The 16,071-nt window shown below is 65.2% G+C and carries 19 protein-coding genes; 7 read left to right on the top strand and 12 right to left on the bottom strand.

Annotated features, from left to right (window positions below; genetic code table 11):
• Positions 1-11: 11 nt before the first annotated feature.
• A complete protein-coding gene (locus BJ960_RS04060; RefSeq protein WP_121075313.1) occupies positions 12-434 on the bottom strand; it encodes a VOC family protein in 423 nt (140 codons plus the stop codon).
• Between the two features lie 134 nt (positions 435-568).
• On the opposite strand from BJ960_RS04060, the gene BJ960_RS04055 reads away from it, so the two are divergent.
• Together BJ960_RS04055 and BJ960_RS04050 are read left to right on the top strand one after the other, a co-directional pair.
• Complete coding sequence (locus BJ960_RS04055) at positions 569-976, top strand: VOC family protein (protein WP_121075316.1); 408 nt, start codon at positions 569-571, stop codon at positions 974-976.
• A gap of 78 nt (positions 977-1,054) precedes the next feature.
• The gene (locus BJ960_RS04050) at positions 1,055-2,191 is read left to right on the top strand and encodes a hypothetical protein (protein ID WP_185986359.1); all 1,137 of its coding nucleotides are present in this window, start codon (positions 1,055-1,057) and stop codon (positions 2,189-2,191) included.
• Here BJ960_RS04050 and BJ960_RS04045 read toward each other — a convergent pair.
• The 5 genes from BJ960_RS04045 to BJ960_RS04025 form a co-directional block, all read right to left on the bottom strand.
• Complete coding sequence (locus BJ960_RS04045; protein ID WP_185986358.1) at positions 2,178-2,576, bottom strand: zinc ribbon domain-containing protein YjdM; 399 nt, start codon at positions 2,574-2,576, stop codon at positions 2,178-2,180. The two genes, BJ960_RS04050 and BJ960_RS04045, sit on opposite strands and share 14 nt — an antisense overlap.
• A 103-nt stretch (positions 2,577-2,679) precedes the next feature.
• Entirely contained in the window at positions 2,680-3,051 is a 372-nt protein-coding gene (locus tag BJ960_RS04040) for a hypothetical protein (RefSeq protein WP_185986357.1), read from the bottom strand.
• 20 nt (positions 3,052-3,071) lie between these two features.
• Positions 3,072-3,713 carry a class I SAM-dependent methyltransferase gene (locus BJ960_RS04035; protein ID WP_307814665.1) on the bottom strand — a complete coding sequence of 214 codons (642 nt, stop codon included), beginning with the start codon at positions 3,711-3,713 and terminating at the stop codon, positions 3,072-3,074.
• Positions 3,710-4,744 carry an FUSC family protein gene (locus BJ960_RS04030; RefSeq protein ID WP_185986356.1) on the bottom strand — a complete coding sequence of 345 codons (1,035 nt, stop codon included), beginning with the start codon at positions 4,742-4,744 and terminating at the stop codon, positions 3,710-3,712. Before BJ960_RS04030 ends, BJ960_RS04035 begins: the two co-directional genes overlap by 4 nt.
• Before the next feature lie 87 nt (positions 4,745-4,831).
• On the bottom strand, positions 4,832-5,431 hold the full coding sequence (locus tag BJ960_RS04025) for a cysteine hydrolase family protein (protein WP_185986355.1): 600 nt from the start codon (positions 5,429-5,431) through the stop codon (positions 4,832-4,834).
• A 70-nt stretch (positions 5,432-5,501) separates the two neighbouring features.
• Here BJ960_RS04025 and BJ960_RS04020 point away from each other — a divergent pair, with 70 nt between their 5' ends.
• A complete protein-coding gene (locus BJ960_RS04020) occupies positions 5,502-5,957 on the top strand; it encodes a DJ-1/PfpI family protein (protein WP_185986354.1) in 456 nt (151 codons plus the stop codon).
• Between the two features lie 93 nt (positions 5,958-6,050).
• On the top strand, positions 6,051-6,461 hold the full coding sequence (locus BJ960_RS17345) for a helix-turn-helix domain-containing protein (RefSeq protein ID WP_372430602.1): 411 nt from the start codon (positions 6,051-6,053) through the stop codon (positions 6,459-6,461).
• Positions 6,462-6,546: 85 nt separating this feature from the next.
• Here BJ960_RS17345 and ychF read toward each other — a convergent pair whose 3' ends face one another.
• Both ychF and BJ960_RS04005 read right to left on the bottom strand, forming a co-directional pair.
• Complete coding sequence (gene ychF, locus BJ960_RS04010; RefSeq protein WP_121075331.1) at positions 6,547-7,620, bottom strand: redox-regulated ATPase YchF; 1,074 nt, start codon at positions 7,618-7,620, stop codon at positions 6,547-6,549.
• Between the two features lie 49 nt (positions 7,621-7,669).
• Positions 7,670-8,095, bottom strand: a complete 426-nt coding sequence (locus tag BJ960_RS04005) for a DUF1761 domain-containing protein (protein ID WP_185986352.1) — start codon at positions 8,093-8,095, stop codon at positions 7,670-7,672.
• Positions 8,096-8,225: 130 nt separating this feature from the next.
• Between BJ960_RS04005 and BJ960_RS04000 the strand changes: the two genes are divergently transcribed.
• Both BJ960_RS04000 and BJ960_RS03995 read left to right on the top strand, forming a co-directional pair.
• Positions 8,226-8,810 carry a 3'-5' exonuclease gene (locus tag BJ960_RS04000; RefSeq protein WP_185986351.1) on the top strand — a complete coding sequence of 195 codons (585 nt, stop codon included), beginning with the start codon at positions 8,226-8,228 and terminating at the stop codon, positions 8,808-8,810.
• A gap of 73 nt (positions 8,811-8,883) precedes the next feature.
• Positions 8,884-10,263, top strand: coding sequence for a DNA recombination protein RmuC (locus tag BJ960_RS03995; RefSeq protein WP_237463628.1), 1,380 nt, complete (start codon positions 8,884-8,886; stop codon positions 10,261-10,263).
• Between the two features lie 129 nt (positions 10,264-10,392).
• Here the strand turns inward: BJ960_RS03995 and BJ960_RS03990 are convergent, their stop codons facing one another.
• Genes BJ960_RS03990 through BJ960_RS03980 form a run of 3 tightly spaced genes read right to left on the bottom strand, consistent with a single transcriptional unit; the run spans position 10,393 to position 14,302 of the window.
• Positions 10,393-11,964: a class I adenylate-forming enzyme family protein gene (locus BJ960_RS03990; RefSeq protein WP_185986350.1), complete on the bottom strand. Its 1,572-nt coding sequence runs from the start codon at positions 11,962-11,964 to the stop codon at positions 10,393-10,395.
• The gene (locus BJ960_RS03985) at positions 11,961-12,719 is read right to left on the bottom strand and encodes an enoyl-CoA hydratase/isomerase family protein (RefSeq protein WP_185986349.1); all 759 of its coding nucleotides are present in this window, start codon (positions 12,717-12,719) and stop codon (positions 11,961-11,963) included. Before BJ960_RS03985 ends, BJ960_RS03990 begins: the two co-directional genes overlap by 4 nt.
• 50 nt (positions 12,720-12,769) lie before the next feature.
• Positions 12,770-14,302, bottom strand: coding sequence for a sodium/proline symporter (locus BJ960_RS03980; RefSeq protein WP_185986348.1), 1,533 nt, complete (start codon positions 14,300-14,302; stop codon positions 12,770-12,772).
• Between the two features lie 164 nt (positions 14,303-14,466).
• Here BJ960_RS03980 and BJ960_RS03975 point away from each other — a divergent pair, with 164 nt between their 5' ends.
• The gene (locus tag BJ960_RS03975) at positions 14,467-15,432 is read left to right on the top strand and encodes a LysR family transcriptional regulator (protein WP_185986347.1); all 966 of its coding nucleotides are present in this window, start codon (positions 14,467-14,469) and stop codon (positions 15,430-15,432) included.
• Positions 15,433-15,527: 95 nt separating this feature from the next.
• On the opposite strand, the gene BJ960_RS03970 is transcribed toward BJ960_RS03975, so the two are convergent.
• Positions 15,528-15,998: a DUF3995 domain-containing protein gene (locus BJ960_RS03970; protein ID WP_185986346.1), complete on the bottom strand. Its 471-nt coding sequence runs from the start codon at positions 15,996-15,998 to the stop codon at positions 15,528-15,530.
• Positions 15,999-16,071: the final 73 nt, after the last annotated feature.

Raw genomic sequence — 16,071 nt, 5'->3', positions numbered from 1 at the left:
GGCCCAGCGCGCTAGATGACTGCGCAGGAGAACGCCCACATCACGCCGTACCTGTCGAACACTTGACCGTACCAGTCGCCCCACGGCGCCTGCTCGAACGGCATGCCGAGGGAGCCGCCGGCCGCGGAGAGCCTGTCGATGTAGAGCTGGGCCTCTTCGGGGGTATCCGTCGTGTACAACAGCGAGTATGCAGTGCCGCGGACCGGGTAGTCGGTGCCCTGATCCATCACGTCCCCACCGGTGATGATCCCGGCGGGCAGGGTGAGCGATGCGTGAGCGACGGCGTTCGGCGGCGGGTCGAACGGCAGATCCTTGAGCTGGGCCTCGCCGTAGCGGATGATCTCGAGGTCGCCCCCGAAGACGTCGTGCCAGTGCTCCATCGCCTCAGCGGTTGTGCCTGGCAGGGCAATGTATGTCGCGAGCATGTGAGCCATGGGCTGTTCCTTCGACGGTGACGGGGTCAGCACTCAGTATCCCCCGGATCGGGCCGAGACGCAGCAAGATTTTGCTGAGACTCTGCCCGTCGTGCGGCGTAGACAGCGCCGGGGACGCTGCCTACACTTTTCGCATGACCACTCCGATCACCGTGACCCGCACCACCTTCGCGCTCGACTGCCCCGACGCGGTCGCCCTCGCCGAGTTCTACGCCGGGCTCCTCGGATGGGACGTCTCGCGCGACCCGGAGGACGACCGCTGGGTCGAGGCGCACCCGACGCAGGACGCCCGGGGCTCATACTTCCTCGCCTTCCAGCAGGTCGACAACTACCGCGCGCCCGAATGGCCCGAGGGCGCAGTCCCCCAGCAGGCGCACCTCGACTTCTACGTGCCGGACCTCGAGACTGCGGCGGCGGCCGCGGTGGCGTGTGGCGCGCGGCGGCACGAGGTGCAGCCGAGCGAAAGCGGGTCGTTCATCGTCTTCGCCGACCCAGCCGGCCACCTGTTCTGCCTCTGCAAGGCGAGCAACCTCGACGCGTAGCGCGCCACCCGCCGCGCGCGATCGCACCCGGTTCCGCGCGTCCGGGCCCATCTCTCGGTACTATCGCTGCAGAGCGCCATGACGAACACCCACGACACCGAGTTGCCGCCGCCCGCATCGCCCGGCAGCACCCAGGCGATGTCTGACAGCTGGGGCGCGTCCGCTGTGCTGTTCGGCGCGGGCGCCCTGCTCTGGCCGCTCGTGTTCTTCCTCGCCTTCTTCGCCCGCGCGGCGATGCTCGCGGCCGAAGACTCGCAGACCCCGCACTACGGGGCGGCATGGCGCGAAACCATTGAGGTCGTCGCGATCTCCGGGAGCTACGTCGGGTGGGTCGCGCCCTCACTGCTCGCGCTGCTCGTCGGCCTCGGGTTCCTCGTGACACCGACCGCCGATCTCGACAGCCAATCCGTGCTGCGCCCACTCCCCTACGTCGCGGCGCTCATCGGCGGATTCATGCTGGCTTGGACCGTGCTCGCCGTCGTTGTGCTGTCGACGCACGGCCCCACCGCCACGAGCGAAGGCGGGCAGCAGCTCTGGGGGCTGCTGTTTCTCACGCCGGTGTCGGTGGTCTTCGCGCTCGTGCTCGGACGGCTCGACTTCCGCCCCGTCGCGCGCCGGGTCGAACTCCTCCGGCAGGCCATCGCACGCTCCGAAGCGGAATACACGCACCTCGCGAACGCGCCCCTCTTCTACGGCGACCCGAGCGTCACCGCGCACACCGCGCGGTCGCCCTGGCGCAGGCCGCTCCTCGTGCAGGGCTGCCTCGTGATCATCGTCTTCTTCGCCTTTTGGCTGCTGCATGATGAACCCGTGTCGACGGCGATCATCGAGGCGTGCTACGTCGCCGCCATCGGAGCGCTCGTCTTCCTCGCGGTCTCGATCATCCAACACGAACTCATCGAGGCACGGCTCTCCAAGCTCGCGGGATATGGCGTACGCAGCAAGCTCGAGCTCGTCGGCGGCATCATGCTTGCGGCCGGGGTCGCGTGTCTTCTCGGCTACAACCTGTGGTTCGTGCTCGCAGAGATCAGGCCGCTGTACGTGCCCGCGATCTACGCCGTGCTGTTCCTGGCGGCGCTGTGGTTCTCGAACCCGCTGACGCTGCGCCGCTCGGCATGGCCGGGGGCGCTGCTCCGCGAGCGCGAGCGCTCGCTCGCACGCATGCGGGGCAAGCTCGAGCAGCTCACCAGCGTTTCAGCCGCTACGCCTTCTTAACGACGCTCGACTTCAGCTGCATCTTCCCAAAGCCCGGCACCTTCGCATCGATGTCGTGGCCGCCGGCGCCGCCCGGGGCGAGCCTGATGCCGGTCACCTTCGTGCCGACCTTGATGGTGCCGCCACCGCCGCCCGAGACCTTCACCGTCTTCACGAGAGTGACGGTGTCGCCGTCTTCGAGGACGTTGCCGACCGCGTCGCGGATGCTGGCTGCGTCGCCGGCGGCCGTCTCCGCGAGTCCGTCCGCGCCGGCGTCAGCAGCTGGGGCCCACTCGTGCCCGCACATCGGGCACGCAAGCAGCGCGCCGAGCTCGTACGAGAACTCGCTGTCGCACTGCGGGCACGGCGGCGTCTCGGACTCCCTGGCGACGACCTGCTCAGACATGCGTGCTCCGTTCTTCAGCCCCGGTTGGGCTCCGACAGTTGGGTTCCGACAAGCCTAGGCCAGGAACGGAGGCCCCGCTCCCGGCCCGCCGCGGTCTGGGCGATTAGCCGGGAAGCACGCCTGGGGCCGGCATGCCGTCGTCACCGAACACGACGCCCTCGCGCTCGAGGCGCTCCTTCGCGGCGTGGTGCACGACGCCGCGCTTGGCTGGCATCGCTTCGAGGAGCGAGAGGATCGTCTCGCGTGCCGTGTTCGGGTGCTCCGCGACGGCGACGCGGACGCTCCAGAACCGATCCTTCGCGAACTCCGCGAGCACCGCGGCGCTCGCGTCTGGATTGAGCGCGGCCGCATTACGGATCGACTGGTTCGTGTCCGTGAAGAACGGTACGAACTCGGCGTCCGTGTGCGCCCCGAGCGCGAGCGCGTAGCGCCGATCCTCGTCCGCCCGCTCCTCCGGCGTCTTGCGCTTCCCCATCTCTCCCCCTTCGGTCGCGTTCAGCCTAGCGTCGCCGAGATTGCCGCGTGCGGCCGGCTGCCGACGTCGGTGCGCGTCTCCACGCCGACGACACGGAAGCCTGCTCCCTCGAGCGCTCGGCTCAGCTGGGCCGGCGGCCACAGATACGCGGTTGTGACCGCGTGGCCGAACGCTCGGACCTGCGGCCCGGCGAAGCACCCGACGAGCAGCGAGCCACCAGGCTCCAGGCACCGCGCGAACTCGGCGAGCACCTGGGGCACCCGCGCTGGCGGGGTGTGGATCAGCGAGTACCACGCGAGGATCCCTGCGAGCGCGCCCTGCGCGTAGGGGAGGCTGTCGAGCGTCCCAACACGGAAAGAGACCCGGGGGAAGCGTTCGCGTGCGCTGGCGATGAACTCGGGCACCATGTCGAGACCAACGACCTGCGTTCCGATGCCGTGCAGGTAGGCAGTCCAGTGGCCGGGCCCGCACCCGGCGTCGAGCACCGGGCCGGCGAGGGGCGACGCCCACTCCGCGATCGCGGCGCGATCGATCGGCGACATGGCGGCGATGTCACCGAGCGCCGCAATGTACTCGGCCGCGCGCCGCGAGTATGCGGCGCGCGTGGCCGCAGCGGCGCCGGTGCCCCCGGCGCGCTCCGAGGCCGGCGTTCCGGCGCTCACGGCGCGGCGCTCTCGGGTTGGGTCCTGGTTCCCGCACGGCGGCGGCGCTGAAGCTGCAGACCCGCGCTGCACAGCACCGCGAAGGCCGCGGCGATCAGGACGGCCTCGATCCGGTAGACACCGAGCATCCACAGCGGGAGCTCCGAGCTGGTGCTCAGCAGGATCCCCGGGGTGAGAAACAGCACGAACTGCCGGTACTTGCCGGCCTGAATGTAGGCGACGCTCGCGACCAAGCACAGTACGGCGGCGATCACCGGGATCGGTGCCGGCAGCATCCCGAACGCCACGGTCGCGGCGACGCCCGCGAGGGATCCCGCGACGCGGTCAGCCGCCCGCGCGAACTGCGCGTCGAAGCTCACCGCGAGAATGACGCAGAACGACAGCATCATCCAGCCGGCGTAATCGAAGCCCGTCAGCTCGGCGAACAGCACGATGAGCGCGGCGCCGATCGCCGTCGCGATGCCGTAGTCGAGGCGATCGCGCAGGCTCGCGGCGCGGGGTTGCTCACGGTTCCTGATCGGCGCGAACGCGGCCGCCCCGAGCACGAGCCCGGCGCCAATGAGTGCGCCGAGGATCACGTGCCAGGCTTCGGCCGTGCCCTGTGAGAGCGTCGCGAAGGCGAGGAGGTTCACGGGCGAGCGGGTCAGGATCGCGACCTCGCCGATCTTCAGCAATCCCTGCACGAGCGACACGGCGACCACCGCCGCGAGCGTCGCCCACAGGCCGAGCGACCCGACGACGAAGCCGAGCCCGGCCACGGCAAGCGACCACGCGGCAGCGACGAGACGTGACGTCCAACTCGGCACGCGGGCGACCCCGAGCAGCAGGAGCATCGTCAAGAAGCCTGCCTGCGCAGTGTTCGGACCGATCCAGAGGCGGCTCGCCCCGAGCACGAGCACCGCGACTGCGACGACAGCGACCGCGAACCCGAGCGACCGCATCGGCACCGAGAAGTCGCGCCAGAACCTGTTCTCCGCCATCGTCGCGGTCCGCCCCTCTGCCGAGCCCGTGCCGCGCTCCAGGGCGCGCACTCCTCATGCTAGTGAGTTTCGCGCCGCCGCATGGGCCCATTCCTCGATGCGGGCACGACGGTTTCCTCTCAGGAAGACTCACAGGGCCTATTGGGAGGCACGCGTGTCCCGCACGTTCTTCCGGAGCTCTGCAACGACGACGCTCGTCGAAGCGACCCGCGCAAATCCGCCGCCGTGCAGATTCGTCGCGGTCGTCCGCATGAGCGTGGCCGCGTCGACGGTGGTCCCGTCAGGCCCGGCGAGGTCAAACGTGCGTGTGGCGTCGATCGCCACGACGACGTCGAATCCGAGGTTGCCGCCCATGCGCGCGGTGGTTTCCACGCACATGTTCGTCTGAATGCCGCACAGCACGATCGTGGTGATCTGCCCGGCCCGCAACCACGCCTCGAGATCAGGCGTTCCGAGAAAGGCAGAGTTCACAGTCTTTGTCACCATCAGAGCGGGATCGACACCGGCGGTCTCGGGCATCAACGAGTTACCTGGGTGGTCGGTGTTGAGCGGTGAGGTCGAGTCCAGGCTGTCGTGCCGAACGATCACCACTGGCTGGTTCGCCTCCGTCCAGGCGTGGATCAATAGGGCAACGTTGTCTTCGCACTGCGGGTGGTTTGTCGTCGCTCCCCATGAGTTGTCGAAAAACCCCTGCTGCATGTCGACGACCACCAGCGCGGTCCGTTCCTTGTGTGTCATGACTGCAGTCCATCAGCAACGCACCGCAGCGCACAGTGGCGCGTACGCCAGTGTTCGATAAAATTTCGCCATGCATGTCGTGGGAATCCTGCTTGGCACCGGCCGTCGCGCGTTTGATGTCGCGGTTGCCCGCGAGGTGTTCAGCGACCGGACTGATCGCGAGGTGCCCCGCGCGGATCTGAGACTTCTCGGCGCACAAGCCGTGATCGACCTCGACGAGGCCAACTCCATGCGAAGCACGCATTCCCTCCGCTCGGCCAGCGAGGTCGACCTCCTGGTCGTGCCCGGGAGCGAAGAGCCGCTTGCCGTGCCTTCCCCGTCCGAAGTCGCGGCCGTCGCGAACGCCGCCGCGGCGGGCGCGACCGTCGCATCGCTGTGCACCGGCGCATTCACGTTGGGCCACGCGGGCCTCCTCAAGGGCCGCACGGCGACGACGCATTGGAGATACACCGGCGACCTTGCCTCACAGTTCCCCGACACCGACGTGCGCCCACGCGACCTCTACTGCGGCGACGGCAACGTATAGACGTCGGCAGGCGTGACAGCGGGCATCGATCTGCTCATTCAACTCGCTCGACACTCCTGGGGAGCAACGGCGGCCGAGACTATTGCCCGTTCGATGGTGACGCCCGCGCACCGGCCTGGCACGCAGGCCCAGTTTGCCGACCTCCGCACCCCAACGAGTTCAGCCCCGACATTCGCACACCTCCACACGGCCGTCACCGCTGATCTGCGCCGCCACTGGAGCACGACAGATTTTGCCGCCATCTGTTCGATGTCGCCAAGATCGTTCTACCGTTGGTTCAGGGCACACCTTCGCACCACCCCGAACGCCTGGCTGAACGATCTCCGAGTACGCGAGGCTCAGCGCCTCTTGGAGCAAAGCGACCTGTCGGTATCTGCGATCAGCCATGCGGTCGGGTATGCCTCAGACGACCTGCTGCGGAGGCACTTCGCCGCTCGCCTCGGCACCACGCCCACGGCACACGCCAAAGCATTCACACACAAGCCAGGCCCGCGCGCGTCCTAGCATTGCGCTGGTCTCGGTGGTCCACCGCGAGAACGCACAAGGCCGGGAAGCACGCGACGCGCTTCCCGGCCTTTCGTGTCAAAACCTAGACGTTAAAACGCCACTCGCAGACGTCGCCGTCCTGCATGACGTATTCCTTGCCCTCCATGCGGGCCTTGCCCTTGGCGCGGGCCTCGGCGACCGAACCGGTCTCGACGAGGTCCTCGAACGAGATGATCTCGCCCTTGATGAAGCCCTTCTCGAAGTCGCCGTGAATGACACCGGCTGCCTGCGGCGCCGTCGCACCCTTCGGGATCGTCCAGGCGCGAGCCTCCTTCGGCCCCGCCGTCAGGTAGGTCTGCAGGCCGAGGGTCTCGAAGCCGATGCGGGCGAGCTGGTCGAGGCCGCTCTCCTCCTGGCCGATCGAGGCGAGCAGCTCGGCCGCGTCCTCGTCGTCGAGTTCGATGAGCTCGCTCTCGAGCTTCGCGTCAAGGAAGATCGCTTTCGCGGGCGCAACGAGATCGGCGAGCTCGGCGAGCTTCGCCTTGTCCTGCAGCACGCCCTCGTCGACGTTGAAGACGTACAGGAATGGCTTCGCGGTGAGCAGACCGAGCTCGCGGATCGGCTCGAGATCCACACCCGCGAGCGACAGCGGCGTGCCCTCGTTCAGCGCGGCGAGCGCGGCCTTGGCGGCGTCGACGACCGACGCGTCGATCTTCTTGCCCTTCAGTTCCTTCTCGTAGCGCGGCAGCGCCTTGTCGAGGGTCTGCATGTCGGCGAGGATCAGCTCGGTGTTGATCGTCTCCATGTCGCTCGCCGGGTTCACGTCGCCGTCGACGTGGATCACGTCGGGGTCCGAGAAGCCGCGCACGACCTGGGCGATGGCGTCAGACTCGCGAATATTCGCGAGGAACTGGTTGCCGAGCCCCTCACCCTCGCTCGCGCCGCGGACGATGCCCGCGATGTCGACGAAGCTCACGGGAGCCGGCAGGATCCGCTCGCTGCCGAAGATCTCAGCGAGCTTGTCGAGCCGGGGGTCGGGCAGGTTGACGACGCCAACGTTCGGCTCGATCGTCGCGAACGGGTAGTTCGCTGCGAGAGCGTCGTTGTGCGTGAGTGCGTTGAACAGGGTCGACTTGCCGACGTTCGGGAGACCGACGATTCCGATAGTTAGAGCCACGGGGGTCAAGTCTACCCGGCAAGTTGCCTGCGCGCGCTCGCAATGCCTCTCACATCGCGGGCGGCCACGCGCCGAGGATCACGGCCATCACGACGACGGTGACGAGTTCATGCGCGATGTTCAGCACGGTGAGCTTGACCGGACGCCCTTCGAACGCGTCGTGGGTGACAAATCTTGCGGCAGTGAATCCCGCCCAGAGCAACAGCCCGGTGATGAGTGCCGAGGAGAGGAACGAGCCTCCGTAGAAGGCGTGCGCGATCCAGATCGCCCCCGCAAATACCCACGCGGTGATGAAGCTCACGATGACCGTCGTGATGATTGGCCCGACGGCGTCCTTCGCGTTGCCGCTGGGCGTGACGTTTGCCAGCCGCATCCACAGTGTGCCGAACACCTTAGGCGTGTACCAGACCGACCCGACGACCATCGTCGAGGCCGTCGCGACCAGTACCGCCCAGTAGTTGATCTCGGGAATCATGGCGAACTCCATTCGCACTCTGTTCGGCGCCTGTGCGGCTCCGGTGGGAGATCATTGTCACACGATCAGGATCGGGAGCGGAACCCTCACCCGCGCGTCGACTGTCAGACCCGTGTGGGAGGATCAACGGGTGCCAGTTGACTTCACCGCGATCGATTTCGAGACCGCAAATGGGAACCCCGCATCCGCATGCTCGGTAGGGCTCGCCCGGGTGCGAGACGGTGTCGTCGTGGACCGCGCGTACTGGCTCATCAAGCCGCCGGCGAGCCACCCGCAGTTCCAATCCTTCAACGTGAAGATTCACAACATCACGCCCGACATGGTCGTCGACGCTCCGACCTGGGGCGAGCAGTTCGACGATCTCCTGTCATTCATCGGAGACGATGTTGCGGTCGCGCACAACGCCTCGTTCGACATGGGCGTAATCAGAGCGGCGTGCGCTGACGCGGTGCTCCCCACCCCGCGCCTGAAGTACCTCTGCAGCGTGCAAGTGTCGCGCAAGACCTACGACATTCCATCGCACCGCCTCCCGCTCGCGGCCGCAGCAGCCGGCTACGGGGAATTCGCCCACCACGAGGCCCTCGCCGATGCGGAGGCGTGCGCCTCAATCATTATTGACTCGGCGAGGCGACACGAGGCCGCGGACGTGCCTTCGCTTGCCAAGATCGCCGGCGTGAAGCTGCACCAACTGAAGGCGATTCCGCTCAAGCTGTAGGCCGAGTCCGCGGGCGGCTCGGCTCGGACGCCCCGCCCACCCCGATGTCAGTGGCGCCTGCCACCATAGAGGCATGACCATTTCGCCCCTGATCTTCTCCGTGGTGATGCTTGCGGTGCTCGCGGTCGGCGGCGCGGCCGGCTTCGTCATCGCGACCTACCGAACCCGAAACCTGCGCGAGGAACTCGCCGTCGCCGAGACCCGCGTGCAGGGTCTAAACGACAGGTTGCGCGACGCGCACGCGAACACGGAGCGCCGCATCGAACTGGATCGCGAGGAGCAGCGCGTGCTGCAGCAACTCGTTCCGCTGCGTGATTCGCTCGGCAAGCTCGAGCGCACGGTCGTCGGCATTGAGCAGCAGCGCGCGGTGCAGCACGGCGAGCTCGCGGAACAGCTCAGGCAGGCCGCACGCGCCGAAGAGAAACTGCGGGGCACGGCAGAGGGCCTCGCGTCCGCCCTGCGCTCGAACAACACCCGCGGGCTCTGGGGTGAGACGCAGCTGCGCCGCATCATCGAGGCCTCCGGCATGCTCGAGCACGTCGACTTCGAAGTGCAGCAGCACATCAAGACCGAGCGCGGGGCGCTGCGACCCGACATGGTCGTGAAGCTCCCCGGTGGCAAGTCAATCGCCATCGACGCGAAAGTCCCGTTCGACGCATACCTTGAGGCGCAGCACCTTGGTGCCGAGTCCGGCGGCGACCCGACCGAGCGGGCCGCGCGACAGCAGGCGCTCCTCACCCGCCACGCCCGCGCGCTGCGGGACCACGTGATCGAGCTCAGCGGGCGCGACTACTCTTCAGCACTTGGCGACTCCCCCGAGTTCGTGATCGCGTTCGTGCCGAGCGAGTCGCTGCTGTCTGCCGCGCTCGACACGGACCCGGTGCTCCTCGAGTTCGCCTTCGAGCGCAGGGTCGCGCTCGCGTCTCCGGTGAGCCTCTGGGCGATCCTGAAGTCAGTCGCGTTCAGCTGGCGACAGGAGTCGCTCACGAGTGAGGCCCGCACGCTCTTCGAGCTCGGCCGCGAACTGCACAAGCGGCTCGGCGTGAGCGCAACCCACCTCGACAAACTCGGCCGCACGCTCTCGCGCGGGGTGCAGGGGTACAACGCGTACATCGGGTCGCTCGAACGTCAGGTCCTGCCGACGGCCCGCAAGATCAGCGCGCTCAACGGTGCGGCGATCGACGAGCCCGTGCAGCTCGAGGACGCGGTGCGCCCGCTGACGGCCCCCGAGCTCGCCTCGACCTTCGACCCGGTTGCCGAGCCGAAGCAGGAACCAGCACCAGAACTGAATCCCGACCCGAAGGCTGAGCCCCAGCCCCAGCCCCAGGCACCCGGCCCGAACGCCCCAACCCGGGCACCCGACCCGAGGCCCCAGCCCCAGCCCCAGCCCCAGCCCGAGGCACCCGACCCGGCTGACGCAGAACAGCCCACCCTGTGGGGCGGCGGCCGCTAGGCCGCAACTTTCTCTACGTTTTGACGTAGTTGCGGCCCGCCACCTACGTCAAAACGTAGAGAAAGTTGCCGGACCAAGCGCAACGGGACCTGCCCCACACCTGGCAACGAGCCAGCTATTCAGGGTCTGTTAGGCCAAGGACACACACTCTGTGAACTTTGGGAGCCGGTGCTTTGCCACTCGCTGGCTTGGGGTCAACGGCATCTCCTCGAGCAATCTCACGTATCGGGGAATCTGAAACCGTGCAAGGTGGTTCTTTCCCCACTCAAGCAAGTCTTCAGGCTCGATGTTGGCAGCTCCATCGAGCGTATAGAACAGTGCCATTTCCTGCTCCCCAATTGCTGCCTCGACGCCGACTACAGCGCACCGTTCTACGGCCGGATGCAAGCTGAAGACACTCTCGATCTGCCAGGCCGAGATATTCTCGCCTCGAACCCTAATACTGTCGCTCGCTCGGCCTGTGAAGTGCAGCCTGCCTGCAGCGTCAAAGTACCCGTTGTCCCCAGTGCAAAACCATTCGCCGTCGAGAATCTTCGCTGTCGCCTCAGGGTTTCCGAGATAGCCGGGGGTGATGAGTCCTTCTATTTGGCCCCGCACAAGAATCTCGCCTACCCTTGGCCCGTCGGCGCGACTAGTAGTCAAGCGCTCATCCGACCGTACCGACACATCCACCCAAGGCAGGGGGCGTCCGACTCCGCCATCGCGTTCAGCTGAGTTCACCGTAACGATACTTGAGGCCTCCGTCATGCCGTAGCACTCGTGGAGCGCGAACGCGAACCGGTCTTCACACGCTGCCCGCACCTCGGGGGTTGCCCCGGCTCCCCAGGCGATACGCACCCGGTTCTCGCGTTCGGTACCCCTCTGCGGTAACTGCAGCAGGATCTGCAAGATGCCGCCGAGATAGTGGATGTGCGTGACATCGTACGCCAGCATGTCGTCCCAAAACCGCGAGGCGCTGAACCGTGGCACCATGGCCAGCGTGAGTTCTTCGAACAGCGGCAGGAATACGACTTGGGCCCCGCCGATATGAAACAGGGGTTCCCAGACGTAGAACACGTCTCCCGGCTTTGGCTGCGATACCTCGATGGCTCCGAGTACTGCGGCACGCAGCATCGTCTCCGTCACAAGCGCGCCCTTCGGCGGGCCCGTCGTACCCGACGTGTACATCAGCAGGCATGCTCCCTGCAGTTCTGAGGATCCATTGTCGGCAGAGATAGCCGTTCGGGGGAAAGTGGCGAACACTGTGGCGTTGTGTCCCGGCCCGTGGAGAGCGCGGAGCTCTCCGAATACTTGAACTTGGGAGTCTTGAGCCAACGGCGACCCCGACTCACACAAAACATGGGTCGCGTCCGAGTCACGCAGCTGGTGACCGAGCGGCTCGCCGATAAGTTGTGGATTCAGCGGAATCCATAGCGCCCTCAGGCGGAGCAATGCAAAGATCGTGACGACATGATCCTTGCCGACTGGAAGCGCCACCCCCACCCTCGAGTCGCCCGATATCCCAAGCCGGCCGAGCACTCGGACCAGGGACGTAACGCCCTCCTCGATCTCCCCCACAGTGACAGGTCGCCCCTCGTCCAGGAGATACACACGATTCGGGTCGCGCTTCGCGGCTGCCGAGAGCTGCTCTTCGAGAGGCGAACCGTGAATAAACGCTGACGCCCGCTCGATGCTATCGGGCTGAGCCGACCCTGAGTTCAATTTCCGGCCTTCGTTACAAAGCTGCGTGCCGTTCGTTGCGGCTCTCCGTCACCGTACGCCTCTTTGTCTGCGTCAAGCGCAGCGGCGAATGCCTCTTGCAGGCCGGGCATCAGCGTTGCGCGCACCCGTTGCTTCGTCAGGGCGAATGCTTGCTTCGGCAGCTGGGCCATGTTCTGCGCGAGTTCGATGCTTCGCGAGAGCACTTCGGACTGCGGAACTATCTCGGCAATCATGCCGAGACCCGCCGCCTGCTCTGCGGTGAGTAACTCGCCCGTCAGCATCATTTCTGCGGTCTTGCTGTACCCCACTGCCTGCCAAGTCAGATACATTCCAGTGATGCTTGGAATGCCTGACTTCACCTCGGGCTGCCCGATACGTACGTCGGGGTGGGCGATGCGCACATCGCAGAGCAGCGAGAGCTGGTAACCCGAGCCGGCGGTCACACCGTTGAGGGCCGCAATCACGGGCTTTGAGTTCGACAGCACGGCGTCATACACCGCCATAAATGTGTTGAGCCACTCCTCAACGTCAGCGCCGGTAAACTGCGCAACTTCCTTGAGATCCTGCCCGGCACAGAAAGCCCGGTCTCCGGCGCCAGTGAGTACGATCGCGCCGACTTCGGGATCTGAATCCAGCTCACCGAGTTTAACGACCATGTCGCGCTGCATTGCCTGCGTCCACGCGTTCATTGCAGTCGGATTATTGATAGTGAGGACCGCGACTCCGGCTGTCTTTACGACATCGAGCTTTGCCATGGGAACTCCTTAGATGGTTGTTTGCGGGTGAAGTAGAAAGAGGTCGAGCGCTAATGCGCCACGACAGGTGTACGCCCGGTCAGCGTGTCAAACGCTTCTCCGACGTTCTTGCGTTGTTTCGGACCGAACGCGCTGCCTAGCCAAAGTGCGAGCATTCCGACGAGGAAACCAGGCACAAGCTCGTACAGTCCGATCGTGTCAATCTCGCGGTAGACGATCACTGTGAGACCCCCAGCAATAATGCTGAGCATGACCCCGAACCAGGTTGCTTTCTTGGAATAGAGTGCAGCCAGCAGCGCGGGGCCGAAGGCTGCACCGAACCCCGCCCAGGCGTAGCCGACTAGGTCGAGAATAGAACCACCCTGCAGCGCAACGAGAAGGCCGACTCCCGCGCAGAGGAGAACGCCAAGTCGACTCATCCAGACAAGCGTCTTTGCGGGCGCTTCCTTGTTGATGAAGGCACGGTAAAAATCCTCCGTGAGGGTCGCCGACGCCACAACAAGCTGCGAATCGGCCGTGCTCATGACGGCAGAAAGCACTCCTGCAAGGAATATCCCGGCAACCCAGCTTGGGAACAGCTCGCCGACGAGCATCATGTACGCGTCCTCTGGGTTTGCGAGGTCTGCCCCGAAGATAGCGATTGCGGCGAACCCAATAATGCCTGCCGAGCCGAGCAGCGTGATCGAAAGAACGACTCCGATGCGAGCGCCACCGCGGGCGGACTTCGCGGACCGCATGCCCATGAATCGCGCAAGAATGTGCGGCGACCCGAAGTACCCGAGCGCCCAGGCCAGCGCTGAGACGATAGCCACGAAAGGCACCGAAGTTGTGGTCATCCACGTTCCATCAACGAGTGCCACGCCTTTGAACGGGTTAAGCAGATCTGGATTCTGATCAGTGACGGCACCGAAAAACGCGCCTGGACCGCCAAGCCGAATAATTGCAGCTATCGAGATCGCGACCAGGCTTCCAAACATCAGCAGCCCTTGGACGAGGTCGGTGTAACTACTGGCAAGGTACCCGCCGAGCGAGGAGTAGACAGTCACAACGATTGCTCCAACAATCGTGCCAGTGAGGATCGACGATCCGAAGATCTGCGAAAAGATGACTCCGGTCGCGATAAACGCTGAACCCAAGTAGATGATGTAGAACACAATGATGAAAACTGCGGTAACTGACCGCAGCCAGTCGCTGTGAAAGCGGTTCGCGAAGAACCCCGGGAGCGTCACCGATTCATTGGTGTCGTTCTCATCACGCCAGTCATTGAGCCGCTCGGAATACGTGCGCAGGCGACCAGCAAGGATGCGCCAGCTCAGATAAAAGCCAAGCGTCAGTCCAGCGATCATCCATAGGTTTCGCATCCCGCTGATATAAAACGCACCGGGGAGTCCAAAGAACACCCATTGGCTCGAATCGGTGGCTTTCGCGCTGACCGCGGTCACGAAGGTTCCAAGCGTTCGGCCGCCGATGGCGAAGTCCCCCATGGTGTTATTCCGACGGTAAGCCCACACGCCAATTGCGAGCACAGCCACGAGGTAGACAACGAAAACTACGAGGGTAGAAAGGTTCACGTCGGTTGACATCTGAAAAACTCCTATGTTCGTCATGTCAGGTCGATGGGGCTGCAGCTAGCATTAACGCTATCGACTACTCGCAGGCAAATTTTGGGTCGACAGCGATACTTTTGCCACCTTTCCATTAATTTCACTTATGGTTAGCGAGCGGGTACATGTAGGAGGAGGCAAGGATGCCGATCGATGTCCGCGGAATGGCAACGCTGCGCGAAGTCGTCCACCATGGGTCATTCGCGGGGGCAGCGCGGAGTCTTGGCTACACAGCCTCAGCACTTTCCCAACAGATTTCCGGCCTTGAACGATCCCTCGGAGTGCAACTGTTTCAGCGAGAGGCAAAGCGTATTGTTCCTACCGAGGCAGCAGAGTATCTCGTCCAGCGCTCGTCGGAGCTGTTCGATCTCATCCACCAGATCGACCTCGACGTTGGCAGACTCGGCGCAGGGCAGGCTGGCCGTCTAAGAATTGGGAGCTATCACAGCGCCGGAGGCAGGTTTCTCGGGCCTGCCATCGCGAAGTTTCTCGTGGGCCGTCGAGACACCGAGATCTCTCTGGACGAAGGTGAGCCGCACGAGTTATTCCCCCGGGTGGCTGACGGCTCTCTCGACATCGCGCTTGGATTTGAGTACGAGTTAGCTCCGGCCGCATTTCCGAATGGGTTGCGGCTCGAGGAGGTCGCCATCGAGGATTTGCTCCTCGTTGGGCCAGCCAAACACCGGTTCAGATCCAAACAGTCGCTGCAGCTCTCTGACCTTCGTGGCGAGACTTGGGCCGCTCACCTTCCGGATACTCCCGCGAGCGCCTCCCTACGCAAGTATTCTGCCGAGGCTGGTTTCACGCCCAATATCGCTTTCCAGAGCAACAACCCGAGCACGATCCTTGGACTTGTTGCCTCGGGCCTTGCGGTCGCGCTTCTCCCCAGGATCTCGATCGTCGAACGAGCAGATGACCTGGCGATCCTACCTGTCCATCCCCGACCACCCCGACGACAAATTATTGCTGCGCTTCGCGAGAGCGATACGAGTCCCCTCTCAGAGGCCTTCCTTCATGCGCTCCGCACAAGCAGCGGGCTATTGAGCGCGGCCCAGGAGGTATCGACCGGCGCGGCGCGGACCAAACGTGAGACTTTCTCTACGTTTTGACGTAGTTGCGGCCCGCCAACTACGTCAAAACGTAGAGAAAGCTGCCGGCGCCAGCCGGCGGGCCGGGCCGGCGCCGCCAGACCAGTACCGGAGCGCTAGCGGGCCTGCTGCTTGAGGGCGAGCTTCGCCGCGCGCTTCTTCGAGTCCTTTGCGCCGAGCAGCATCGCGGCCCCGAGGATCCCGAAGGCGGGGCGGTAGTACCGCCTGTCGAGCTCTTCGAATCGTTTGCCCGGCTCGTCGAGCCCAAGGACCTGCAACGCGGCAGCCCCACCGAAGGCGGCACGGGCGATAAGGGCGAGGCCCGCAACGCGGCGCACCCCGACGATGAGCTTCCCTTCGCCCAGCCCGCCGGCAGCGACGGCACCACCGGCGAATGCAAGACCGGAGACCACCATCGTCGCCTGCGCGTCGGGCTGCTGCTTGCCGTTGCCGACAACAGCTTCGCCGAGGCGCTTGTGGTTTCGCTCGGGCCACGACGACCCCGAGGCCCAGACGGCGTGGATCGCGCCAGCCGCAGTGAGACCCGTCCACGCGACAAGGCGCGCCGTCCGTGTGATGAAACTCATGTGGTACTCCTCGCTGTGTATTCGACCTCGTGAACTACGTCGTTACTGCTGCGCGCCGGGTTTCCCGGCCGGG

Origin of the sequence: Leucobacter aridicollis (genome assembly GCF_013409595.1) — a bacterium.
Taxonomy (GTDB): Bacteria; Actinomycetota; Actinomycetes; order Actinomycetales; family Microbacteriaceae; genus Leucobacter; species Leucobacter aridicollis.
Note: the sequence above shows the minus strand (reverse complement) of the source record. Positions and strands in the feature narration are given on the sequence as shown.